15 protein-coding genes are annotated in these 16991 nt (G+C 68.7%); 6 read left to right on the top strand and 9 right to left on the bottom strand.

Annotation, left to right across the window (positions count from 1 at the left end; genetic code table 11):
• Positions 1 to 116 precede the first annotated feature (116 nt).
• From glgX to treZ, 3 genes are all read left to right on the top strand, one after another.
• Positions 117 to 2273 (top strand): glycogen debranching protein GlgX, encoded by a 2157-nt coding sequence (gene glgX, locus HHX33_RS31120; RefSeq protein WP_182877706.1) that lies wholly within the window; start codon positions 117 to 119, stop codon positions 2271 to 2273.
• A gap of 137 nt (positions 2274 to 2410) precedes the next feature.
• Positions 2411 to 4621 (top strand): malto-oligosyltrehalose synthase, encoded by a 2211-nt coding sequence (treY, locus tag HHX33_RS31125; protein ID WP_310741605.1) that lies wholly within the window; start codon positions 2411 to 2413, stop codon positions 4619 to 4621.
• Positions 4622 to 4669: 48 nt separating this feature from the next.
• Positions 4670 to 6367: a malto-oligosyltrehalose trehalohydrolase gene (gene treZ / locus HHX33_RS31130; RefSeq protein ID WP_182877707.1), complete on the top strand. Its 1698-nt coding sequence runs from the start codon at positions 4670 to 4672 to the stop codon at positions 6365 to 6367.
• A 21-nt stretch (positions 6368 to 6388) separates the two neighbouring features.
• On the opposite strand, the gene HHX33_RS31135 is transcribed toward treZ, so the two are convergent.
• The 4 genes from HHX33_RS31135 to HHX33_RS31150 all read right to left on the bottom strand — a co-directional run bounded on the left by HHX33_RS31135 (position 6389) and on the right by HHX33_RS31150 (position 10203).
• Positions 6389 to 7078 (bottom strand): FkbM family methyltransferase, encoded by a 690-nt coding sequence (locus tag HHX33_RS31135; RefSeq protein ID WP_182877708.1) that lies wholly within the window; start codon positions 7076 to 7078, stop codon positions 6389 to 6391.
• A gap of 22 nt (positions 7079 to 7100) precedes the next feature.
• Entirely contained in the window at positions 7101 to 8357 is a 1257-nt protein-coding gene (locus HHX33_RS31140; RefSeq protein ID WP_182877709.1) for a hypothetical protein, read from the bottom strand.
• Positions 8354 to 9553: a hypothetical protein gene (locus HHX33_RS31145; RefSeq protein WP_182877710.1), complete on the bottom strand. Its 1200-nt coding sequence runs from the start codon at positions 9551 to 9553 to the stop codon at positions 8354 to 8356. Before HHX33_RS31145 ends, HHX33_RS31140 begins: the two co-directional genes overlap by 4 nt.
• A 158-nt stretch (positions 9554 to 9711) precedes the next feature.
• Positions 9712 to 10203, bottom strand: coding sequence for a hypothetical protein (locus tag HHX33_RS31150; RefSeq protein ID WP_182877711.1), 492 nt, complete (start codon positions 10201 to 10203; stop codon positions 9712 to 9714).
• Between the two features lie 147 nt (positions 10204 to 10350).
• On the opposite strand from HHX33_RS31150, the gene HHX33_RS31155 reads away from it, so the two are divergent.
• A complete protein-coding gene (locus HHX33_RS31155; RefSeq protein ID WP_310741606.1) occupies positions 10351 to 12354 on the top strand; it encodes an N-6 DNA methylase in 2004 nt (667 codons plus the stop codon).
• A 49-nt stretch (positions 12355 to 12403) separates the two neighbouring features.
• On the opposite strand, the gene HHX33_RS35320 is transcribed toward HHX33_RS31155, so the two are convergent.
• Positions 12404 to 12922, bottom strand: a complete 519-nt coding sequence (locus tag HHX33_RS35320; protein ID WP_220502395.1) for an enoyl-CoA hydratase/isomerase family protein — start codon at positions 12920 to 12922, stop codon at positions 12404 to 12406.
• Between the two features lie 496 nt (positions 12923 to 13418).
• Here HHX33_RS35320 and HHX33_RS31165 point away from each other — a divergent pair, with 496 nt between their 5' ends.
• Complete coding sequence (locus HHX33_RS31165) at positions 13419 to 13634, top strand: Scr1 family TA system antitoxin-like transcriptional regulator (RefSeq protein ID WP_182877712.1); 216 nt, start codon at positions 13419 to 13421, stop codon at positions 13632 to 13634.
• Positions 13625 to 13852, top strand: a complete 228-nt coding sequence (locus HHX33_RS31170; RefSeq protein ID WP_182877713.1) for a DUF397 domain-containing protein — start codon at positions 13625 to 13627, stop codon at positions 13850 to 13852. The genes HHX33_RS31165 and HHX33_RS31170 overlap by 10 nt, the downstream gene beginning before the upstream one ends.
• A gap of 71 nt (positions 13853 to 13923) precedes the next feature.
• Here the strand turns inward: HHX33_RS31170 and HHX33_RS31175 are convergent, their stop codons facing one another.
• The 4 genes from HHX33_RS31175 to HHX33_RS31190 are packed head-to-tail and all read right to left on the bottom strand — an operon-like array spanning position 13924 to position 16876.
• A complete protein-coding gene (locus HHX33_RS31175) occupies positions 13924 to 14391 on the bottom strand; it encodes an NUDIX domain-containing protein (protein ID WP_259403052.1) in 468 nt (155 codons plus the stop codon).
• A gap of 1 nt (position 14392) precedes the next feature.
• Positions 14393 to 15226, bottom strand: a complete 834-nt coding sequence (locus HHX33_RS31180) for a protein phosphatase 2C domain-containing protein (protein WP_182877714.1) — start codon at positions 15224 to 15226, stop codon at positions 14393 to 14395.
• A 3-nt stretch (positions 15227 to 15229) separates the two neighbouring features.
• Positions 15230 to 16219 carry a hypothetical protein gene (locus HHX33_RS31185; RefSeq protein ID WP_182877715.1) on the bottom strand — a complete coding sequence of 330 codons (990 nt, stop codon included), beginning with the start codon at positions 16217 to 16219 and terminating at the stop codon, positions 15230 to 15232.
• A gap of 3 nt (positions 16220 to 16222) precedes the next feature.
• The gene (locus HHX33_RS31190) at positions 16223 to 16876 is read right to left on the bottom strand and encodes a hypothetical protein (protein ID WP_182877716.1); all 654 of its coding nucleotides are present in this window, start codon (positions 16874 to 16876) and stop codon (positions 16223 to 16225) included.
• Positions 16877 to 16991 lie beyond the last annotated feature (115 nt).

Genomic DNA, 16991 nt, shown 5'->3' on the forward strand with positions numbered 1-16991 from the left:
GATCGGGTGAGCGGCCGTCCCGGACGGGACCGGACCAGGAACGATCGCGACAATAGAGCCGGTGGACTCCGGGGGCTTCCCGGCAGGACCGCCGAGCCGGACGGCGAGGAGGTCCAGTGAGGGAGATCTGGCCGGGGGATTCCTATCCTCTCGGGGCGACGTACGACGGCGCGGGCACCAACTTCGCGCTCTTCAGCGAGGTGGCCGAGCGGGTCGAGCTGTGCCTGTTCGACGACGAGGGCAACGAGGAGCGCGTGTCGCTGGCCGAGGTCGACGGCTTCGTCTGGCACTGCTACCTGCCGGGCGTCGGCCCGGGCCAGCGGTACGGCTACCGCGTCCACGGGCCCTACTCACCCGCCGAGGGCCTGCGGTGCAACCCCAACAAGCTGCTGATCGACCCGTACGCCAAGGCGGTGGAGGGCTCGGTCAACTGGGACCAGGCGGTGTACGGCTACCGCTTCGGCGAGCCGGACAGCCGGGACGACAGCGACTCGGCGGCGTACGTGCCGCGGTCGGTGGTCGTCAACCCGTTCTTCGGGTGGGGGCACGACCGTCCCCCGGCCACGCCGTACCACGACACGGTGCTGTACGAGGCGCACGTGCGCGGCCTGACGATCACCCATCCCAAGATCCCGGACCGCATCCGCGGCACGTACGCGGCGCTCGGCCACCCGGAGATCATCGATCACCTGACCGCGCTCGGGGTCACCGCGATCGAGCTGATGCCGGTCCACCAGTTCGTGACCGACCACATGCTGGAGAAGCGGGGGCTGGCCAACTACTGGGGCTACAACACGATCGGCTTCTTCGCGCCGCACAACGCGTACTCGAGCTCGGGCCAGCGCGGCGGGCAGGTGCTGGAGTTCAAGGCGATGGTGAAGGCCCTGCACGAGGCCGGCATCGAGGTGATCCTCGACGTCGTCTACAACCACACCGCCGAGGGCAACCACCTGGGCCCGACCCTGTCCATGCGGGGCATCGACAACGCCAACTACTACCGGCTGGTCGAGGACGACCGTCGCTACTACATGGACACCACCGGCACCGGCAACAGCCTGCTCATGCGCAGCCCGCACGCGCTCCAGCTGATCATGGACTCGCTGCGCTACTGGGTGCGGGACATGCACGTGGACGGGTTCCGCTTCGACCTCGCGGCGTCGCTGGCCCGTGAGCTGCACGAGGTCGACCGGCTGAGCGCGTTCTTCGACCTCGTCCAGCAGGACCCGGTGCTGTCGCAGGTCAAGCTCATCGCCGAGCCGTGGGACGTCGGCCCGGGGGGCTACCAGGTCGGCAACTTCCCGGCCCGCTGGACCGAGTGGAACGGCCGCTACCGCGACACGATCCGCGACCTGTGGCGGGGTGAGCCCGCCGCGCTGCCCGAGTTCGCGAGCCGCCTGACCGGGTCGAGCGACCTCTACCAGGACGACAGCCGCCGCCCCGCCGCGTCGATCAACTTCGTCACCTGCCATGACGGCTTCCCCCTGCAGGACCTGGTGTCCTACAACGGCAAGCACAACGAGGCCAACGGCGAGGACAACCGCGACGGCGCGGACGACAACAGGTCCTGGAACTGCGGCGTCGAGGGCCCCGCGACCGGCCCGGTCGCGCAGCTGCGCGAGCGGCAGAAGCGCAACTTCCTGGCCACGCTGTTCCTGTCGCAGGGCGTGCCGATGCTGTCGCACGGCGACGAGATCGGCCGCACCCAGCAGGGCAACAACAACGCCTACTGCCAGGACAACGAGATCAGCTGGGTCGACTGGGGCGCCGTGCTGGAGGCCGGGGCCACCGCCGAGGAGGACGCGGGGACGGTCGAGAGGCGGCAGCTTCTCGAGTTCACCCGGCGCCTCGCCCGGCTGCGCCGCGACCACCCCGTCTTCCGGCGCCGCCGCTTCTTCTACGGCCGTCCCGTGCGCGGCTCCCACGACGAGCTCAGCGACATCGCCTGGCTCACCCCGTCGGGCACCGAGATGACCGACGCCGACTGGACGAACGGCTACGCCAAGGCGCTGGCGGTCTTCCTCAACGGCGACGCGATCACCGAGCCCGACAGCAGGGGCAGGCGGATCGCCGACGACTCGTTCCTCCTGCTGTTCAACGCCCACCACGAGATGCTCAAGTTCACCGTGCCGAAGAACTACGGCGAGCTGTGGTGCACCGAGCTGGACACGGCGATGCCCGGGCAGAGCGAGTCGCGGATGTGCCGGGCCGGTGAGGCGGTGCCGGTCACCGGCCGGTCGGTGCGGGTCCTGCGCCGCGTCCGCCGCACGTCGTGACGGCCTGGACGAGAACGGCCTGACCAGCGAGGACGGCCGATTAGAGTGCCGATGGTGTGAGCCGCCGGGCAGGCGGGCAAGAACGGTCACTGCCCGGCGGTTCTCCACGCCGGGAACGTGTTTCGAAGGGCGGTCCAGTGAGTTCTACCTACCGCGTGCAACTGACGCCTGACTTCGGTTTCACGCAGGCCGCCGGCCTCGTCGGATATCTCCGGGAGCTGGGCGCCGGCCACCTCTACCTCTCGCCGATCCTGCAGGCGTGCCGCGAGTCCCTGCACGGCTACGACGTGACCGACCACACCCGCGTACGCGAGGAGTTCGGCGGCGAGGAGGGCCTGCGGGCGCTGGCGGCCGAGGGCATGCCGCTGGTGTCCGACATCGTGCCCAACCACATGACCGTGCCGGTGCCGGAGTCGGACAACGCGCGGCTGTGGGCGGCGCTGCGGGACGGCCCGGGGTCGCCGGCCTCCCGGTGGTTCGACTTCCAGTGGCCGGTCACCCTGCCGCTGCTCGGCGACGACGCCGACGAGGCGCTCCGGGTCGAAAGCGGCGTGGACGGTCAGGTGCTGCGCTACCACGACCACGCGTTCCCGATCAGGCCCGGCACAGGGCACCTGCCGCTGCCGGACCTGCTGGAGGCCCAGCACTACCGGCTGGCCCACTGGCGGGAGAGCCCCGGCTACCGGCGGTTCTTCGACGTGTCGTCGTTGATGGGCCTGCGGGTGGAGGACCCCGAGGTCTTCCGGGAGACCCACGCTGTGACCTTCCGCCTCATCGAGGAAGGCGTGATCCACGGGCTGCGCGTCGACCACCCCGACGGCCTGGCCGACCCCCGCGGCTACCTCCGGTGGCTGCGCCCGCACGTGCCGGGCCCGCTGTGGGTGGAGAAGATCCTGATCGACGGCGAGAGGCTGCCCGCCGACTGGCCGTGCGACGGCACCACCGGCTACGACGCGCTCAACATGATCACCCGGCTGTTCGTGGACCCGGCGGGGCGCGACGCGCTGGTCGAGACCTTCGGCCGCCACACCGGCGTGCGCGACGACTACGAGACCGTGCGTCACGACGCCAAGAAGCACGTCATCGACCTGTTCTTCCGCGGGGAGGTCGACCGGCTGACCACCGACCTCGGCGACCCGGCGCTGCGCGAGGCCGTCGTGGAGCTGCTGGCCGCGATGCCCGTCTACCGGGCGTACGTGAACCCGGGTGAGCGGCCGTCCGCCGACGCGCAGGCGATCGTCGCGGAGGCGGCGCGGCTCGCGGCCGGCCGCGCCGACCCCGACGCGGTGGCCAAGGCCGCCGACCTGGTCCTGTACGGCCCGCCGGACGCGGTCACCCGCTTCCAGCAGACCTGCGGGCCCGTCATGGCCAAGGGCGTGGAGGACACCGCGCTCTACCGGTGGTATCCGCTGGCCTGCCTCAACGAGGTGGGCGGGGAGCCCGACCGGTTCGGGGTCTCGCCGGCCGAGTTCCACGAGTTCTGCGCCGAGCTGCCGCCGCGGACGATGACCACGCTGTCCACCCACGACACCAAGCGGTCGGAGGACGTGCGCGCCCGTCTCGCGGTGCTCTCGGAGCTGCCCGAGGAGTGGACGATGGCCGTCGACTCCTGGTCGGCGGCCGTGTCGTTCGACCCCCGGCTCGACTACCTCGCCTGGCAGTCGCTGATGGCGGCCTGGCCGATCAGCCTGGACCGTTTCACCGACTACCTGCTCAAGGCGGCCAGGGAGGCCAAGACCGCCATCTCCTGGGTCGACCCGGACCCGGCGTACGAGGAGGGGATCAGGGACTTCGCCCGGCGGGCGATCGACGCCTGCGGCTACTCGGTCGCCTCGTTCACCGAGGTCGTCGACCGGTACGCCCGGGTCAACTCGCTCGGGCAGAAGGCCGTCCAGCTCCTGATGCCGGGCATCCCGGACGTCTACCAGGGCAACGAGATCACCGACTTCTCGCTGGTGGACCCGGACAACCGGCGGCCGGTGGACTTCGAGCGCCGCCGCCGGCTGCTCGCCGAGCCCGACGACAGCTGGGACGGCCAGAAGATCCGGGTCACCGCCGCCGCGCTCGGCCTGCGGGGACGGCTCGACCCCGAGGCTCCGTACGCGCCGATCGAGGCGGGGGAGCACGCGGTCGCGTTCACCAGGGGCGTTCCCGGGCGGGGAACGGCCGCGGCCGTGGTCGCGACCCGGCTGCCGGCCGGGCTGGAGCGCCGGGGCGGCTGGGGGAGTGAGAAGATCACGCTGCCGCCGGGACGCTGGCGCGACCTGCTCACCGGGGCGGAGCACACCGGGGAGGTGCGGATGGCCGACCTGCTGTCCGCTCATCCGGTCGCGATTCTCGAAGCGTGATCATCAGGGCTGGTCGGCAGGGGCTTGGTCGGTAAGGGGAGAAGAGGCATGTTCGAGGTCTGGGCGCCGGGGGCGGCGCGGGTCGAGGTCGAGTACGAGGGCGCCCGGCACGCGATGTCGCCGGGCGAGGGCGGCTGGTGGACCGCGCCCGGCGACGAGCACGACCGCGACTACGCCTTCCACGTGGACGGCGAGGGTCCCTTCCCCGACCCCAGGACCCGGCGGCAGCCGTACGGCGTGAACGGCCCTAGCCGGGTCTACCACCAGGACAGGTTCGCCTGGACCGACCAGGACTGGCGCGGCCGGGACCTGCGCGGCGGGGTGATCTACGAGCTGCACGTCGGCACGTTCTCGCCCGAGGGCACCTTCCAGGGGGTGGCCGACCGGCTCGGCCACCTCGTGGACCTCGGCGTCGACTTCGTCGAGCTCATGCCGGTCCCGCCCGTCCCGGGCACCCGCAACTGGGGCTACGACGGCGTGGAGCTGTATGCGGTCTTCGAGGAGTACGGCGGGCCGGACGGGTTGAAGAGCTTGGTGAACGCCTGTCACCGGGCCGGTCTCGGCGTGATCCTCGACGTCGTCTACAACCACCTCGGGCCGTCGGGCAACTACCTGGCCAAGTTCGGGCCGTACTTCCACGACGCGAAGGGGTCCTACTGGGGCGACGCGGTCAACCTGGACGGATACGGCTCGGACGGGGTGCGGCGCTACTTCATCGAGAACGCCCTGCAGTGGCTGCGCGACTACCACGTCGACGGGCTGCGCGTCGACGCCGTGCACGCGCTGCACGACAAGCGCGCCGTCCACTTCCTGGAGGAACTGTCGGTGGAGGTCGACGCGCTGTCCGCCGCGGTGGGCCGCCCGCTCACGCTCGTCGCCGAGTCGGACCTCAACGACCCCCGCATGGTCACCCCGCGCGAGGCGGGCGGCCTCGGCATGCACGCGAGCTGGAACGACGACGTCCACCACGCCATCCACGCGAACGTCACCGGGGAGACGAACGCCTACTACGGCGACTTCGGCACGCTGTCGTCCCTGGCCAAGGTGCTCACCTCCGGATATTTCCATGACGGCACCTATTCGTCCTTCCGGGGCCGCTCGCACGGCCGTCCGGCCGCCGGGATCCCGGGGCACCGGTTCGTCTGCTGCGCGCAGAACCACGACCAGATCGGCAACCGGCCCGAGGGCGACCGCATGCGGCCCGACCAGCTCCGCCTGGCCTCCGGTCTGCTGCTGACCTCACCGTTCACGCCGATGCTGTTCATGGGCGAGGAGTGGGGCGCCACGACGCCGTTCTACTTCTTCACCGACCACTTCGAGCGGCACCTCGCCGAGGGCGAGGGCGAGCGGCGCAGGAAGGAGTTCGAGGGCTTCGGCTATGACTGGAAGGCCCCCGAGCCGGGCGAGGAGGACACCTTCCTGCGGTCCAAGCTCGACTGGGAGGAGCTGTCGAAGGACGAGCACGCCTCCCTGCTGGGCTGGTACCGCGCCCTGATCGCCCTGCGCAGGTCACATCCCGACCTCACCGACCCCCGGATGGACCGGGTGCGGGTCGACGTGGACGAGGAGCGCCGGGTCGTGGTGATCGAGCGCGGCTCGCTGCGGGTCGCCGCCAACCTCGCCTTCGACCCGGTCTCCGTACGGCTCGCCGCGTCGCGCCTCCTGCTCGCCTCCGACGAGTCGGCCCGCCTGACCGATCACGTCCTCGACCTGCCGGCGCGTTCCCTGGCCGTCGCCGAGATCTGAGAGCCGGGCCGGGGCGGGGGATCAGGACGAGCGGGGGCGTCCGCGGACCGGCGACGCCCGTGATCGCCACACCCCGCTCCCGCTCCGGGACACCACCGACCGGTGCGCGTAGACGTCGTCGCAGCCCAGCTCGGCGACGCGCAGATAGCCGTGCCGCGCCAGCAGCTCGCGGATGGGGCGGCGCTGGGGCCCCCAGTTGTGCTCCACCGTCAGCATCCGCAGCAGGTATCGGCCGAAGGGGAACGTGCGGAGGATCGCCAGCTCGGAACCCTCGGTGTCCAGGCTCCAGTAGTCGATCACACGGGGAGCGTCGAACTGCCGCAACAGCGAGCCGACCGTCCGGCACGGCATGACCGTCGCGGGCATCGGCGCGTCGTCCGGCAGGTCCAGGGCCCGGCGCACGTACGGGATCAGCTGCGGGGAGTACTCGCCGGGGATCCCGCCGATGGTGCCCGCCTCCACGAACTCCACCGTGCCATCGTGGTCGTACAGGCAGCAGTTCACGCAGAGGCAGCGGCGGTTCGCCGTCAGCTCCGCGTAGTAGTGCGGATTGGGCTCGACGCAGATTCCCGTCCAGCCGTATTCCTGCTCCAGCAGCCTGGTGTTGCTGCATCGGACCCCATTCGAGGCGCCCGAATCCAGGAAGTATCCCGCCCGCTTGTGCCCGAGGGCGGCGAGTACGTAGGCGTCCTGGCCATGTTGTGACGTCACCTTGCGACGTCACCGTGCGACGTCAACGTCCCGCTCGCCGCCGGGCCAGCGCGTTGGAGCGCCACGCCGGACGGTAGGGGAGCTGGTTCGGCGTCGCCTGCCGCGACAGGCTGGGGTGGTGGACGTCGTCGGCCCGTTCGCCGTAGAGCATGGTGATGTTCACTCTGCGGTTCTCGTAACCGGCCCGGAAGCGCACCTCGGCGGTCGCGTGGAACAGGTCGGAGTTGAAGATGATCGCCCGGTTGGCGCGGTACGGAATCCGCACCGCCTCCGCCTTCCGCTGGGCCAGGAAGGGTTTGATCAGGTCCTGGCGGCCGTTGTACATGTGGAAGTTCCAGTCGGGCGGCGCGTCGACCCCGTACACGATCAGGCCGCCGCTGCTCTCGTCCAGGTTGGCCTCCGACGGTGTGATCCAGAAGTTCACGTTGACCGCGGCGAAGTCGGCGTGCGTCGTGGTGTCACCGGGCAGGTAGTCCTTGTTCTTGAATCCCCACAGCTGGCGGAGCGGATAGGGGCCGAGCACCTGCGGCAGCGTGCCGCGGAGTTCCTCCGCGACCTGCAGGAGCAGCGGGCAGTTGAAGCCGTCGTGGAAGAACGCCCCGAGCCGGCCGTTCGCGTAGCGGTTGCCGAACCAGACCGTCGACCCGAGGCAGAAGCGCCGGACGGCGTCCAGCGCGGCCGGGGAGAGGAAGTCGTCCACGACGACCAGCCCGGCACGACTGGCCAGGTAGCGTTCGGTGACCTCCCGGCCGTTCCACGAAGCCGACAGCGCCCGCGGCAGGCGCGGCGCCGGTTGAAGCGTGACGATGCGGTTGAAGACGTCCCCTATCGCCGCCTCCGCCTGCTCGTCGAACGGCACGTGCTGGTCGGGATCGACGCCGGCCTCCAGCAGGCGGTCGACCGTGTCCGTGTAGGCCTGGACGACCGCCCCGAACTCGCCGCCCAGGATGCCCGACTCCAGCAGGTAGGTGAACTGCTCGATGTCGTGCCGCAACTTGTGGATCGTGATGAAACGGTTGACCGGGCGCGTGGCGCCGTCCGCGCTCTGGACGGGGAACCACCGGCTGCCCCGGCGGATGGAGGCCAGCAGATGCGCGAACTCGCCCGCGAGCGTGAGGTCCGTGGACCGCATCAGTTCGCCGGTCTGTTCGGACAGCCAGCCCAGATCGTCGTCGGAGAAGTCCGCGCCTGACCACAGCGCGAAGGCCTCGCTCTGGTGGCCGGCTTCCAGCAGCGCCCGGGTCGTCTGTCGCAGGGAGCCGGTGCCGGTGGTGGTCATCCGCCGCCCCCGATCTCGTCGAGCACACCGGAATCGCGGAGTTGAGCGGCGAATTCACGCAGGGTTTCCAGGGTGACCTGCGCCGCGCCCGAGTCGAGGGCGTTGATGTTGAAGTGCCCGAACGTTCCGCCGAAGGTGCCACCGAATGTCCCGCCGAATGTGCCGAACGTTCCCGGGGACGTTCCGCCGAATGTCCCGGGGGACGTGCCCGGCGGCGTCAGCGTGGTGATTTGGGTGATTGACGTGATTTCGGTCGTATGGGTAATTGGGGGAAATGTATGCTCTTCAGTGCTTCCGAAGGTGAATGTCACATCGGTGCCGGGAATGGTGGCCGGGGGGCCGGTCTCAGTGCCGGTGCCTGTTTCCGTCCCGGTGCCTGTTCCCGTTCCCGTTCCCGTGCCTGTTCCGGTTTCCGTCCCTGGCTCGGTTCCGGTTCCCGTACCGGTGCCCGTCCCGGTGCTCATCTCCGTTCCAGTGCCGGTGCCTGTCCCGGTGCTCATCTCCGTTCCAGTGCCGGTGCCTGTCCCGGTGCTCATCTCCGTTCCAGTGCCGGTGCCCGTCCCGGTGCTCATCTCTGTGCCGGTGCCTGTCCCGGTGCTCATCTCTGTGCCGGTGCCTGTCCCGGTGCTCATCTCTGTGCCGGTGCCTGTGCCGGTTCCGGTGCTCATCTCTGTGCCGGTTCCCGTGTTGGTCTCGGCGGTGACGGTGCCGGTGCCTTCCGCGGTTCCGGTGAGCTGGATTCCGGTACGGCCCTGGCCGATCCCGACGCCACCGAAGATCAGATCCTTGATCGACCTGTCCAGCGGGAAGATCGGCTGCTGCTCGGTCGCCGCTCGCATCAGGGCGAGCGCCACGTGGTGCGCGTTCGTGTCGACCACCGCCCGGGCGAACTGCGTCGCGAGCTCACCGTCCGACGGCGCGACGCCGTTCCGCTCGCCGCGGTAACGGATGATCCACTGCATCAGCTCGTCGCTGGCCAGCACGGCGTAGACGAACTGGTTGATGACGTCCGCCCGATGCCGATCGAGGGGCGCGCTCTGGACGTACTCCGAATAAATCTGCGCCGGATCGGTCACGAACTGTTCGCGGAACAGATGGTCGCCCGACATCGCGTCGAACAACGCCTGGGTGCGTCGCAGGGCCGACGCGGCTCTGAGAGGCGATTGGGGGGAGGTGCCGGATGGCTCGACATTCATGCGTCATCTCGCATTCCGTGCCCGAAGCTCTGCCGTACTCGGCTGGCCCGGCAATATTCCCAGATTCGCCCCGACCGTGGAACTCCCTTTGCGTATCCGCCGCCGAAATGTCTCCCCAGCGGACCGGCCGATGAATTTTTCTCGAAATCGAAACGCGGTCAGGCGGCCTGGGGAACGGGAAGCGAGAAGGTGACGGTGTCGGGGACCGCCGTGTAGAGCCGCCAGCTCAGGCGGTCGCGCCGGGAGGCGACGGTGACGTGCAGGCCGCGTCCCGCCAGCCACCCGGCCAGGTCGGCGAAGTAACCGTCGCCCGACCCGATCACGACCCGCTCGAAGCGCAGGTCGACCCGGTCCGTACGGGCGGCCTCGTCGAGGGCCTGGTCGGCGCCGTCGGGACCCGAGCGGACCAGCAGCTGCACGCCGCCGAGCGCGAGCCCCATGGCGACCCCGACCGGCACCAGCGCGTTGTGGTTGACCGCCACGATGAACTGGTCGAGCGGCCCGATCGGCACCGCGTGCCGGTAGGCGCCCATCGTCTGCCGCACGTCGTACGTCGTGGGCCGGGGGGACCCGGCGAGGTTCTCGATGTCCAGGAGATGGATCGCGCGTCCGCGGCGCAGCGACCTGAGTCGCGTGATGGGAGAGGTCACGATCCCTGGTCCCTTCTGTGACGGGGCTTGCCGTCCATTGAAGCATGTGTTGACGCCATCAACCAGACTTTGACGCGACGTTGCCTGTGTCTCGGGTGTGGGTTATCGTCCCCTCTGTTCGTAGAACGGGGGGGAAGGACGGTGGACGTGCGCCGAGACGTACACGTCACCGCGGCAGACATCGCGCGCATGGCCGGTGTGGGCCGTGCGGCGGTGAGCAACTGGCGACGCCGCCACGACGACTTCCCCCATCCCGTGGGCGGCACGTCCACCAGCCCCGCGTTCTCGCTGGCCGAGGTCCGGGACTGGCTGCGCGGGCACGCGGAGGGCAGGGAACTGCCCCCGGACGAGTGGCTCTGGCAGGAACTGCGCACGACGGCCGACGACGACGAACTCGCCGACCTGATCGCCGACCTCGGGGCCTTCCTCGTCTACCTGCAGCACGAGGCGGACGACTGGGAGAGGCTCTCGTCCGGAGACGACGAGACGGTCGCGCGTGAGATCCCGGCCAGGGTCAGGGCCGCCTGCGCCAAGACCATCAGCGACCGGGCGTTCCCGGAGGCGCTCGCGCCGGCCCGGATGCCGCTGGTCAGGTCGATCGCCTCGCTGGCGGCGGAGCGCGGCGCGTCCGCCACCTTCGAGTTCCTGCGCGAGCGGTACTTCGAGGTGCACACCCGGCGCGTCTACTCCACCCCGGTCGAGATCGTCCTGCTCGCGCTCGACCTCGTGGGCGACCGCGTCGGCTCGGTGCTCGACCCGGCCTGCGGTTCCGGGCGCATCCTCGGCCGCGCGTTGGAGCGCTCGCCCGGGGCCCGCCTGTTCGGCCAGGACGTCGACCCGGCGTCGGCCCGGCTCACCGCCGTACGGCTCGCGCTGCGCAGCGACAACGTCCAGATCAGGGCGGGCGACTCCCTGCGCGCGGACGCCTTTCCCGGTGAACTGGTGGACGCGGTGGTGTGCAACCCGCCGTTCAACGACCGCAACTGGGGCTATGAGGAGCTGACCGCCGACCCCCGATGGGAGTACGGCCTGCCGCCGCGCGTGGAACCCGAACTCGCCTGGGTGCAGCACGCCCTCGCCCACCTCGCGCCCGAGGGCGTGGCGGTGCTGCTGATGCCGCCGGCCGTCGCCGCCCGCAGGTCCGGCCGGCGGATCAGGGCCCAGCTCCTGCGGCGCGGCGCGCTGCGCGCGGTCATCGCGCTCCCGCAGGGCGTCGTGCCCAACGTCGCGGTCGGGCTGGCGCTGTGGATCCTCCGCCAGCCCGCGGAGGGCGGCACGCCGAGCCACGTCCTGATGGTCGACACCTCGGGCAGGCAGGACGACTACGCCAGGGTGGCCGTCGAGGCGTGGCGGGAGTTCGGCGAGGGGCGCGAGCTGGACGAGCCGGAGGTGAGCCGGTCGGTCCCGCTCGTCGACCTGCTCGACGAGGACGTGGACCTCACCCCGGCCCGCTATCTGTCCACCGCCGCCGACGACGTGTCACCGGAACGCATCACCGGAGCGCGTGACCGGCTGGGCGGGCTGATCGACCGGGTCTCCGGCCTCATGCCCGGAGCCGGGGGGCGGCCGCCGGAGGACCTCGTGCTGGTTCCGCTGCCCGAGCTCGTGCGGCGGGGCATGCTCGCCCTGGGGCCCGCGGGTGTGGCGGAGGGACCGGAGCCGCCGTACGGGCTGCCCGTCCTCACCGCCGAGGACGTGATGGAGGGACGTGCGGCCACCGGGGCGCAGCGGGCCGTGGAGAAGGCGATCGTCACGCGGCCTGGTGACGTCGTGGTGCCGCAGGTCGTCGCCGCCCCGGTCGCCCGGGTCCTGACGACCGGCGACGCCCTGCTCGGCCCGTACCTCTCCCTGCTGCGGCCGGACCCGGAGGCGCTCGACCCCTACTTCCTCGCCGGGTTCGTGTGCGCGTCCATGAACGTGCGTCACTACAGCACCATGTCCTCCCGCTACCGGGTGGACGTGCGACGCGCGGAGGTGCCGTTGCTGCCGATGGCCGAGCAACGCCGGTACGGCGAGGCGTTCCGGCGCCTGGCGGACTTCCGCGCGGCCCTGCGCGAGGCCGCGGCACTCGGCGAGGACCTGGCCCGCCTGGTGGCCGACGGCCTCACCCACGGAGTCGTCCGGCCGGGCGAGCCCGCCCGTCGACCGTGAGCGGTCGCCGGCCGTACGGCTGGGCGGGTTCGTCGCCTCTCCCCCTGCTTCAGCCCCGGAGCCGGTCGGCGGAGATGCCGAACATCTCGTGGGTGACGCCGAAGGCGAGATCGTTGACCAGCCGGCGCTGCACGATGGTGTGAGTGAGCCGCCGGGCCGCCCGCGGGCTCCTCATGATGCTCTCGGCGATCTCCCACGCGCGTGGCAGCAGTCGCTCCGCCGGTAGCACCTCGTTGACCAGGCCCAGTTCGAGCGCCAGTCGCGCCCCGATGGGCTCCCCGGTGTAGAGGTGGTAGGCGGCACGTTTCGTGCCGAGGAGTTCCTGCAGGGTCAACTGCTGCCCGTTGCCGGGTGCGACTCCGGTCGGCAGGTGGGGATCGACGATGGTAGCGGTCTCCGAGGCCAGCGTGATGTCACAGAGCAGCGCGAACTCGGTGTGTGCGATGCTCGGCCCGTTGATCGCTGCGATCGTGGGGATGTCGATCCCGAAGACGAAGTTCTCCAGCAGCTTGACCGCGTCGTAATAGGTGTGTTCGTAGGCGAAGTCCTTGGGGCGGGGCTCACGCATGAGCGCCCTGGCCCGGTCGGCCGGACCGGCCTCGCCCTCACCGGTCGTGGCGGGTCGCGGTCGGCCGGCGTCGGGCGCGAGCCAGTGCTCGCCGGTGCCGGTGAGGATCAGGACCTCCTTGTCCGGGTCGTTGCCTATCTCCTGTCAGGCCTGACCCCAGGCGTTGTGCGCGGCGAGACCGAACCGGGCCGGTCCGCCGTCGGTGTGCATCCGCAGTTCGATGATCCCGTCGCGACGCCGCATCGCGAAGTAGTCGGCGTCTTCTCGGTGTACGACTCGAATCGGGGTCGCCGTACGTAGCCACCCGAACGGGTATGCCAGTCGTCGAGTTCCTCGGGCATGGTGCACCTCGTCGCTGAGAGACGGACAGCGTGGAAGGCGCAGAACCGGAGCACTGCTCCGAACAATACGGAGCGCCGCTCCGCTTGGCACACCATGCCCGCGCCCGTAGGTGTCGAGTGAACCGGCCACGCGAAGCCGGGGGAGCGCGGGCCGCATGCGTCCGGGGTTGCTCGGAGGGAGCGTCATCGCGACTCTGGAGGGCGTGAGCGACGTGCTGTACGCGGAGACCGCCGTCCGAGGCATCACCACGAGCGACGTTGAGGACGTCGCGGCGGCGATCGAGCGGTTCGAGGCCATCCGCACCGAGGCGCTGCCACTGACCATGTCCCTCGAACTGATCAGGATGGCGATGGAGGACAGATGGACCTGAGCACCGCCCGCTGGCGCAAGTCGAGCTTCTCCGGCGACAACGGCGGAAACTGCGTCGAAGTGGCGGAGGTCGACGGAGGACCCGATCACAAGAGCGGTCGATTGATCGCCCTACGCGACTCGAAGGATCCCAACGGGCCCGCGTTGTTCTTCACTCCCGAGGAATGGGAAGCATTCCTCCTTGGCGTCCAGGCCGGCGAGTTCGACCCGACCCCCTGAGTGAGCACGACCGTGGACGGGTACGGCCAGAGGTCTGCGGTGGTTCAGACCTCCGGCCGTCTGTGTACCGGTCAGCGTGCGGCCATGAGCTTCTGCCATCTCCGGATCGTGTGCTTGTACGGAGCGGGCATGTGCAGAGACGGCACGTCCACATACGTGAAGAGGCCGAGGTTCTTGTGCTCGTTGGAGTTTCGAATTTCCTCGTCCCCGGTGTAGGTCGCCCCGTAGCTCACGATGAACGTGTGACGTAGCGGAGTGATCTCATACACCCATGTGTCGATGATGTCTTCGACGGTGACAGTGATATTCAGCTCCTCGAAAACCTCTCGGCAGACGCAGACTTCCGGAGTCTCGCCCACCTCCAGTTTCCCGCCGGGTAGTTCCCACTCGTCACGCTCGTTCATCAGCAGCGGAATGGTTCCATTGATGTCGATGACGAGCTTCACAGAGATCGGCAGTTGGTATTCGAAGTATCCCGGGTTGCGCTCGACCAGGTACTCAGGCATTCCGTTGCTGCGGAGGCGGTCAGGGCCATCCATCTCAGATCTCTCTTTCGATACTCACAAGAATGGCTGCCAAGTCGTCGGCATTCTTGAATCGCGGTGTCTGGGCGGTCGGGTCAAGTTGTGACTCATGCTGTCTGATCCGGGAGGTGATCTCATTGAATCCTTTCTCGTCGACGCGGCGACGCAGCATTCGCCAGTCCGGGAAAATGGCGTAGTCCGCGATCGCCCGCGCGAAACCGTCGGTGCAGAGAAGGACGCTGTCCGCACGGTCGAGGGGAAGGGTCGCCGAGTGTATTTTCAGAACCGTCTCAGGATGCCCGGAGAAGACAGACTCCGAATGGGCACCCTTGATGTATTCAAGGCGCCGGGAGAACATGTCGTCGATGACTTCCTGCCTGCTCTGCTGCTCTGCCCGGGACCGCACGACGGCACCCGCTTCGCGCTTGTCAAAGAAGTTCGTGCTGACCTCATGAGCGACCTCCGGCCCTCGGTAGGCGATCAGTGTGGCATCGCCGATTCGGCCAAGCTCTAGGCGGTCCGGCAGCAGAGCCGCGACCCCGATCGAGCAGCAGGGGTGATTGCGCAGTCCTTCCGGAGCGATCTCAACCAGTCTGTGCCGGGCCTCTTCTGCCAGGCTGTTCAGAACGGCGTGTACGCCAGTGGGATGTTCGGCACGGCCGATGTCCCGCAGGCGTTGGTCGACGAAGTTCACCAGCCATTGAACATTGGAACCTCCGGGAAGTGACCTCTCCTCAGTGAAGTCGGTCGCCCCGTCTATCACCCACGCGAGGTATCCCGACGAGCCGGCGCGATCCTCGGTCGGCCGCGCGCTCGCCCCAGGGCTCTCGGTGAGATCCAGTACATGCATGCCTCACCGTCCAAGAATGTAGGGAACCGTTATCAGTACTGCTCCCGTGATGAAGGCGACGAGCACCCTCCACAGCGATCGCGCTGTCATCAATGAGAACGCCGAGAAAACGATGACAACCGCTCCGGCCATCACCTGAATGAGAACGACCCCGTCCGCGGGTTTGCTCTGGCTTGCGATGTTCCCGCCCGCGGCGATCAGGGCCACCACTGCGGCGAGCAGTCCCATCAACTGGAGTTGCTGGTTCTTGAACTCGGTCAATTCACGCTTGCCGCTTTCCTGTAGCTCGTCCCAGCGGGCCTGCTGCTCAAGCAGATCGATTCGGATTCGGGTGGTGTGGTACTGCGTCAGGCGCCTGTGGTGGTCGCGGCCCCGGCGCGGCTCCAACTCGATGGCGCGATTCAGCGAAACACGTGCGGAGTCGAAATCTCGGCGAAGTGCGAGAATGCGCGATTTCGTCTCATGGTAATGCGCGATCTGTCCCTTGGTCGCTGTGATTGCCTTGTCCACGCATCGCTCGGCTTCCGCGATCTCGACCGTCGTCGGCGGGGTCGCCCGTCGTTCAAGATACTCTGCCATGAAGGCTGCCATCTGATGAACGACCCCTGCGACCTCCGGCATGTCGTTCGCGGCTTGTCGAGAAAGTTCCACGGCTTTACGTAAGCTCGCCACATCTCCGCGATTGCGTTCCGCTATGGCGAGGAATGTGATGAAGTATGGTTCCTTGGAGAACTGCTTCGCGTACCGGGCGACCGTTTGTTCGTAGTCGCTGTGCCGTTCCTCCCGCCGCATCCGCAGAAGTAGACCGTACAGGGCGCAGAAGCGGATCGACGTGGCAAGCCTTGGTAGCTCCAAAATGGCACGTAAGGTCTCGTCCGGATCAGGTATGCCCTCGATCGCAGCTCGGATCGCCTGAGGGAAGTCCGGGGATGTCTGCTCGGGTAAACCGTTGAGATCCCGGATGACGTCGGCATGCCGCCGGTGGGCGCGCACCTCTCAACCTCCACGTTCGTCGCGTAAACCGAAACCTCTGTTGATATGCGCATATTCAGAGGATTGTGCAACCGTGGCTAGGATTCGCAGGGCCGTACGTCGCCCGGTGAACGAGGCGCGGCCGTGTAGGAAACGTTGATTGTGGATGAGGTAGCCCTGACCTGGTTCGAACAGGCGTACGCTGGGTGCTCGTAGCTCACCCGATATGGTCGTCAGCAGAGGGCGAGCACTCTTGGTGGCGGCATGCGGCCGCGCCAGTTGGTCGTCTCTGTAGCGGACGCGGCACCGGCGCCCATCCTTCGCAAGTTCGATGATCGGCAGCCAGGGGCGACCACGGGAGCGGAGAACGACGTGCGCGCTCTCAGCCAACTGGCTTCTCTCGTCGGCTGTGCGGACAAGTTCCTTACCGTCGAGCAGTAGCGACTCGCCACCGGTGCATGATGTCCGTAGGTAAAGGCAGCCGAGTATCGTCGGCGGAGCGATCGCCTGTGCTCGGTCGGTGTGGAGGGAAAGGGAACCACAGGTGAAGCCGTCGGCGTTGTCGCCTTCGGGCGTCCTGGGTTTGATGACCGTTATGCCGGGGCTGTTTTCGTGCGGGTGTGAATACGGCATCGTCCAACCGTTGAGAAACGACGTGACCTCCTCCAACGTAAGCATTCACGTCCTGCGCATTTCGGGTTCTGTTGATTGCGCTGTGTGATCGTCTCAAGGTGTGCGTCAGTACGCCTGCTGCCGGAGGATCAGGCCGTGGCGGGATCGGGCGGCATCCAGA

Source organism: Microbispora sp. H10670 (assembly GCF_014161385.1).
Lineage (GTDB): Bacteria > Actinomycetota > Actinomycetes > Streptosporangiales > Streptosporangiaceae > Microbispora > Microbispora triticiradicis.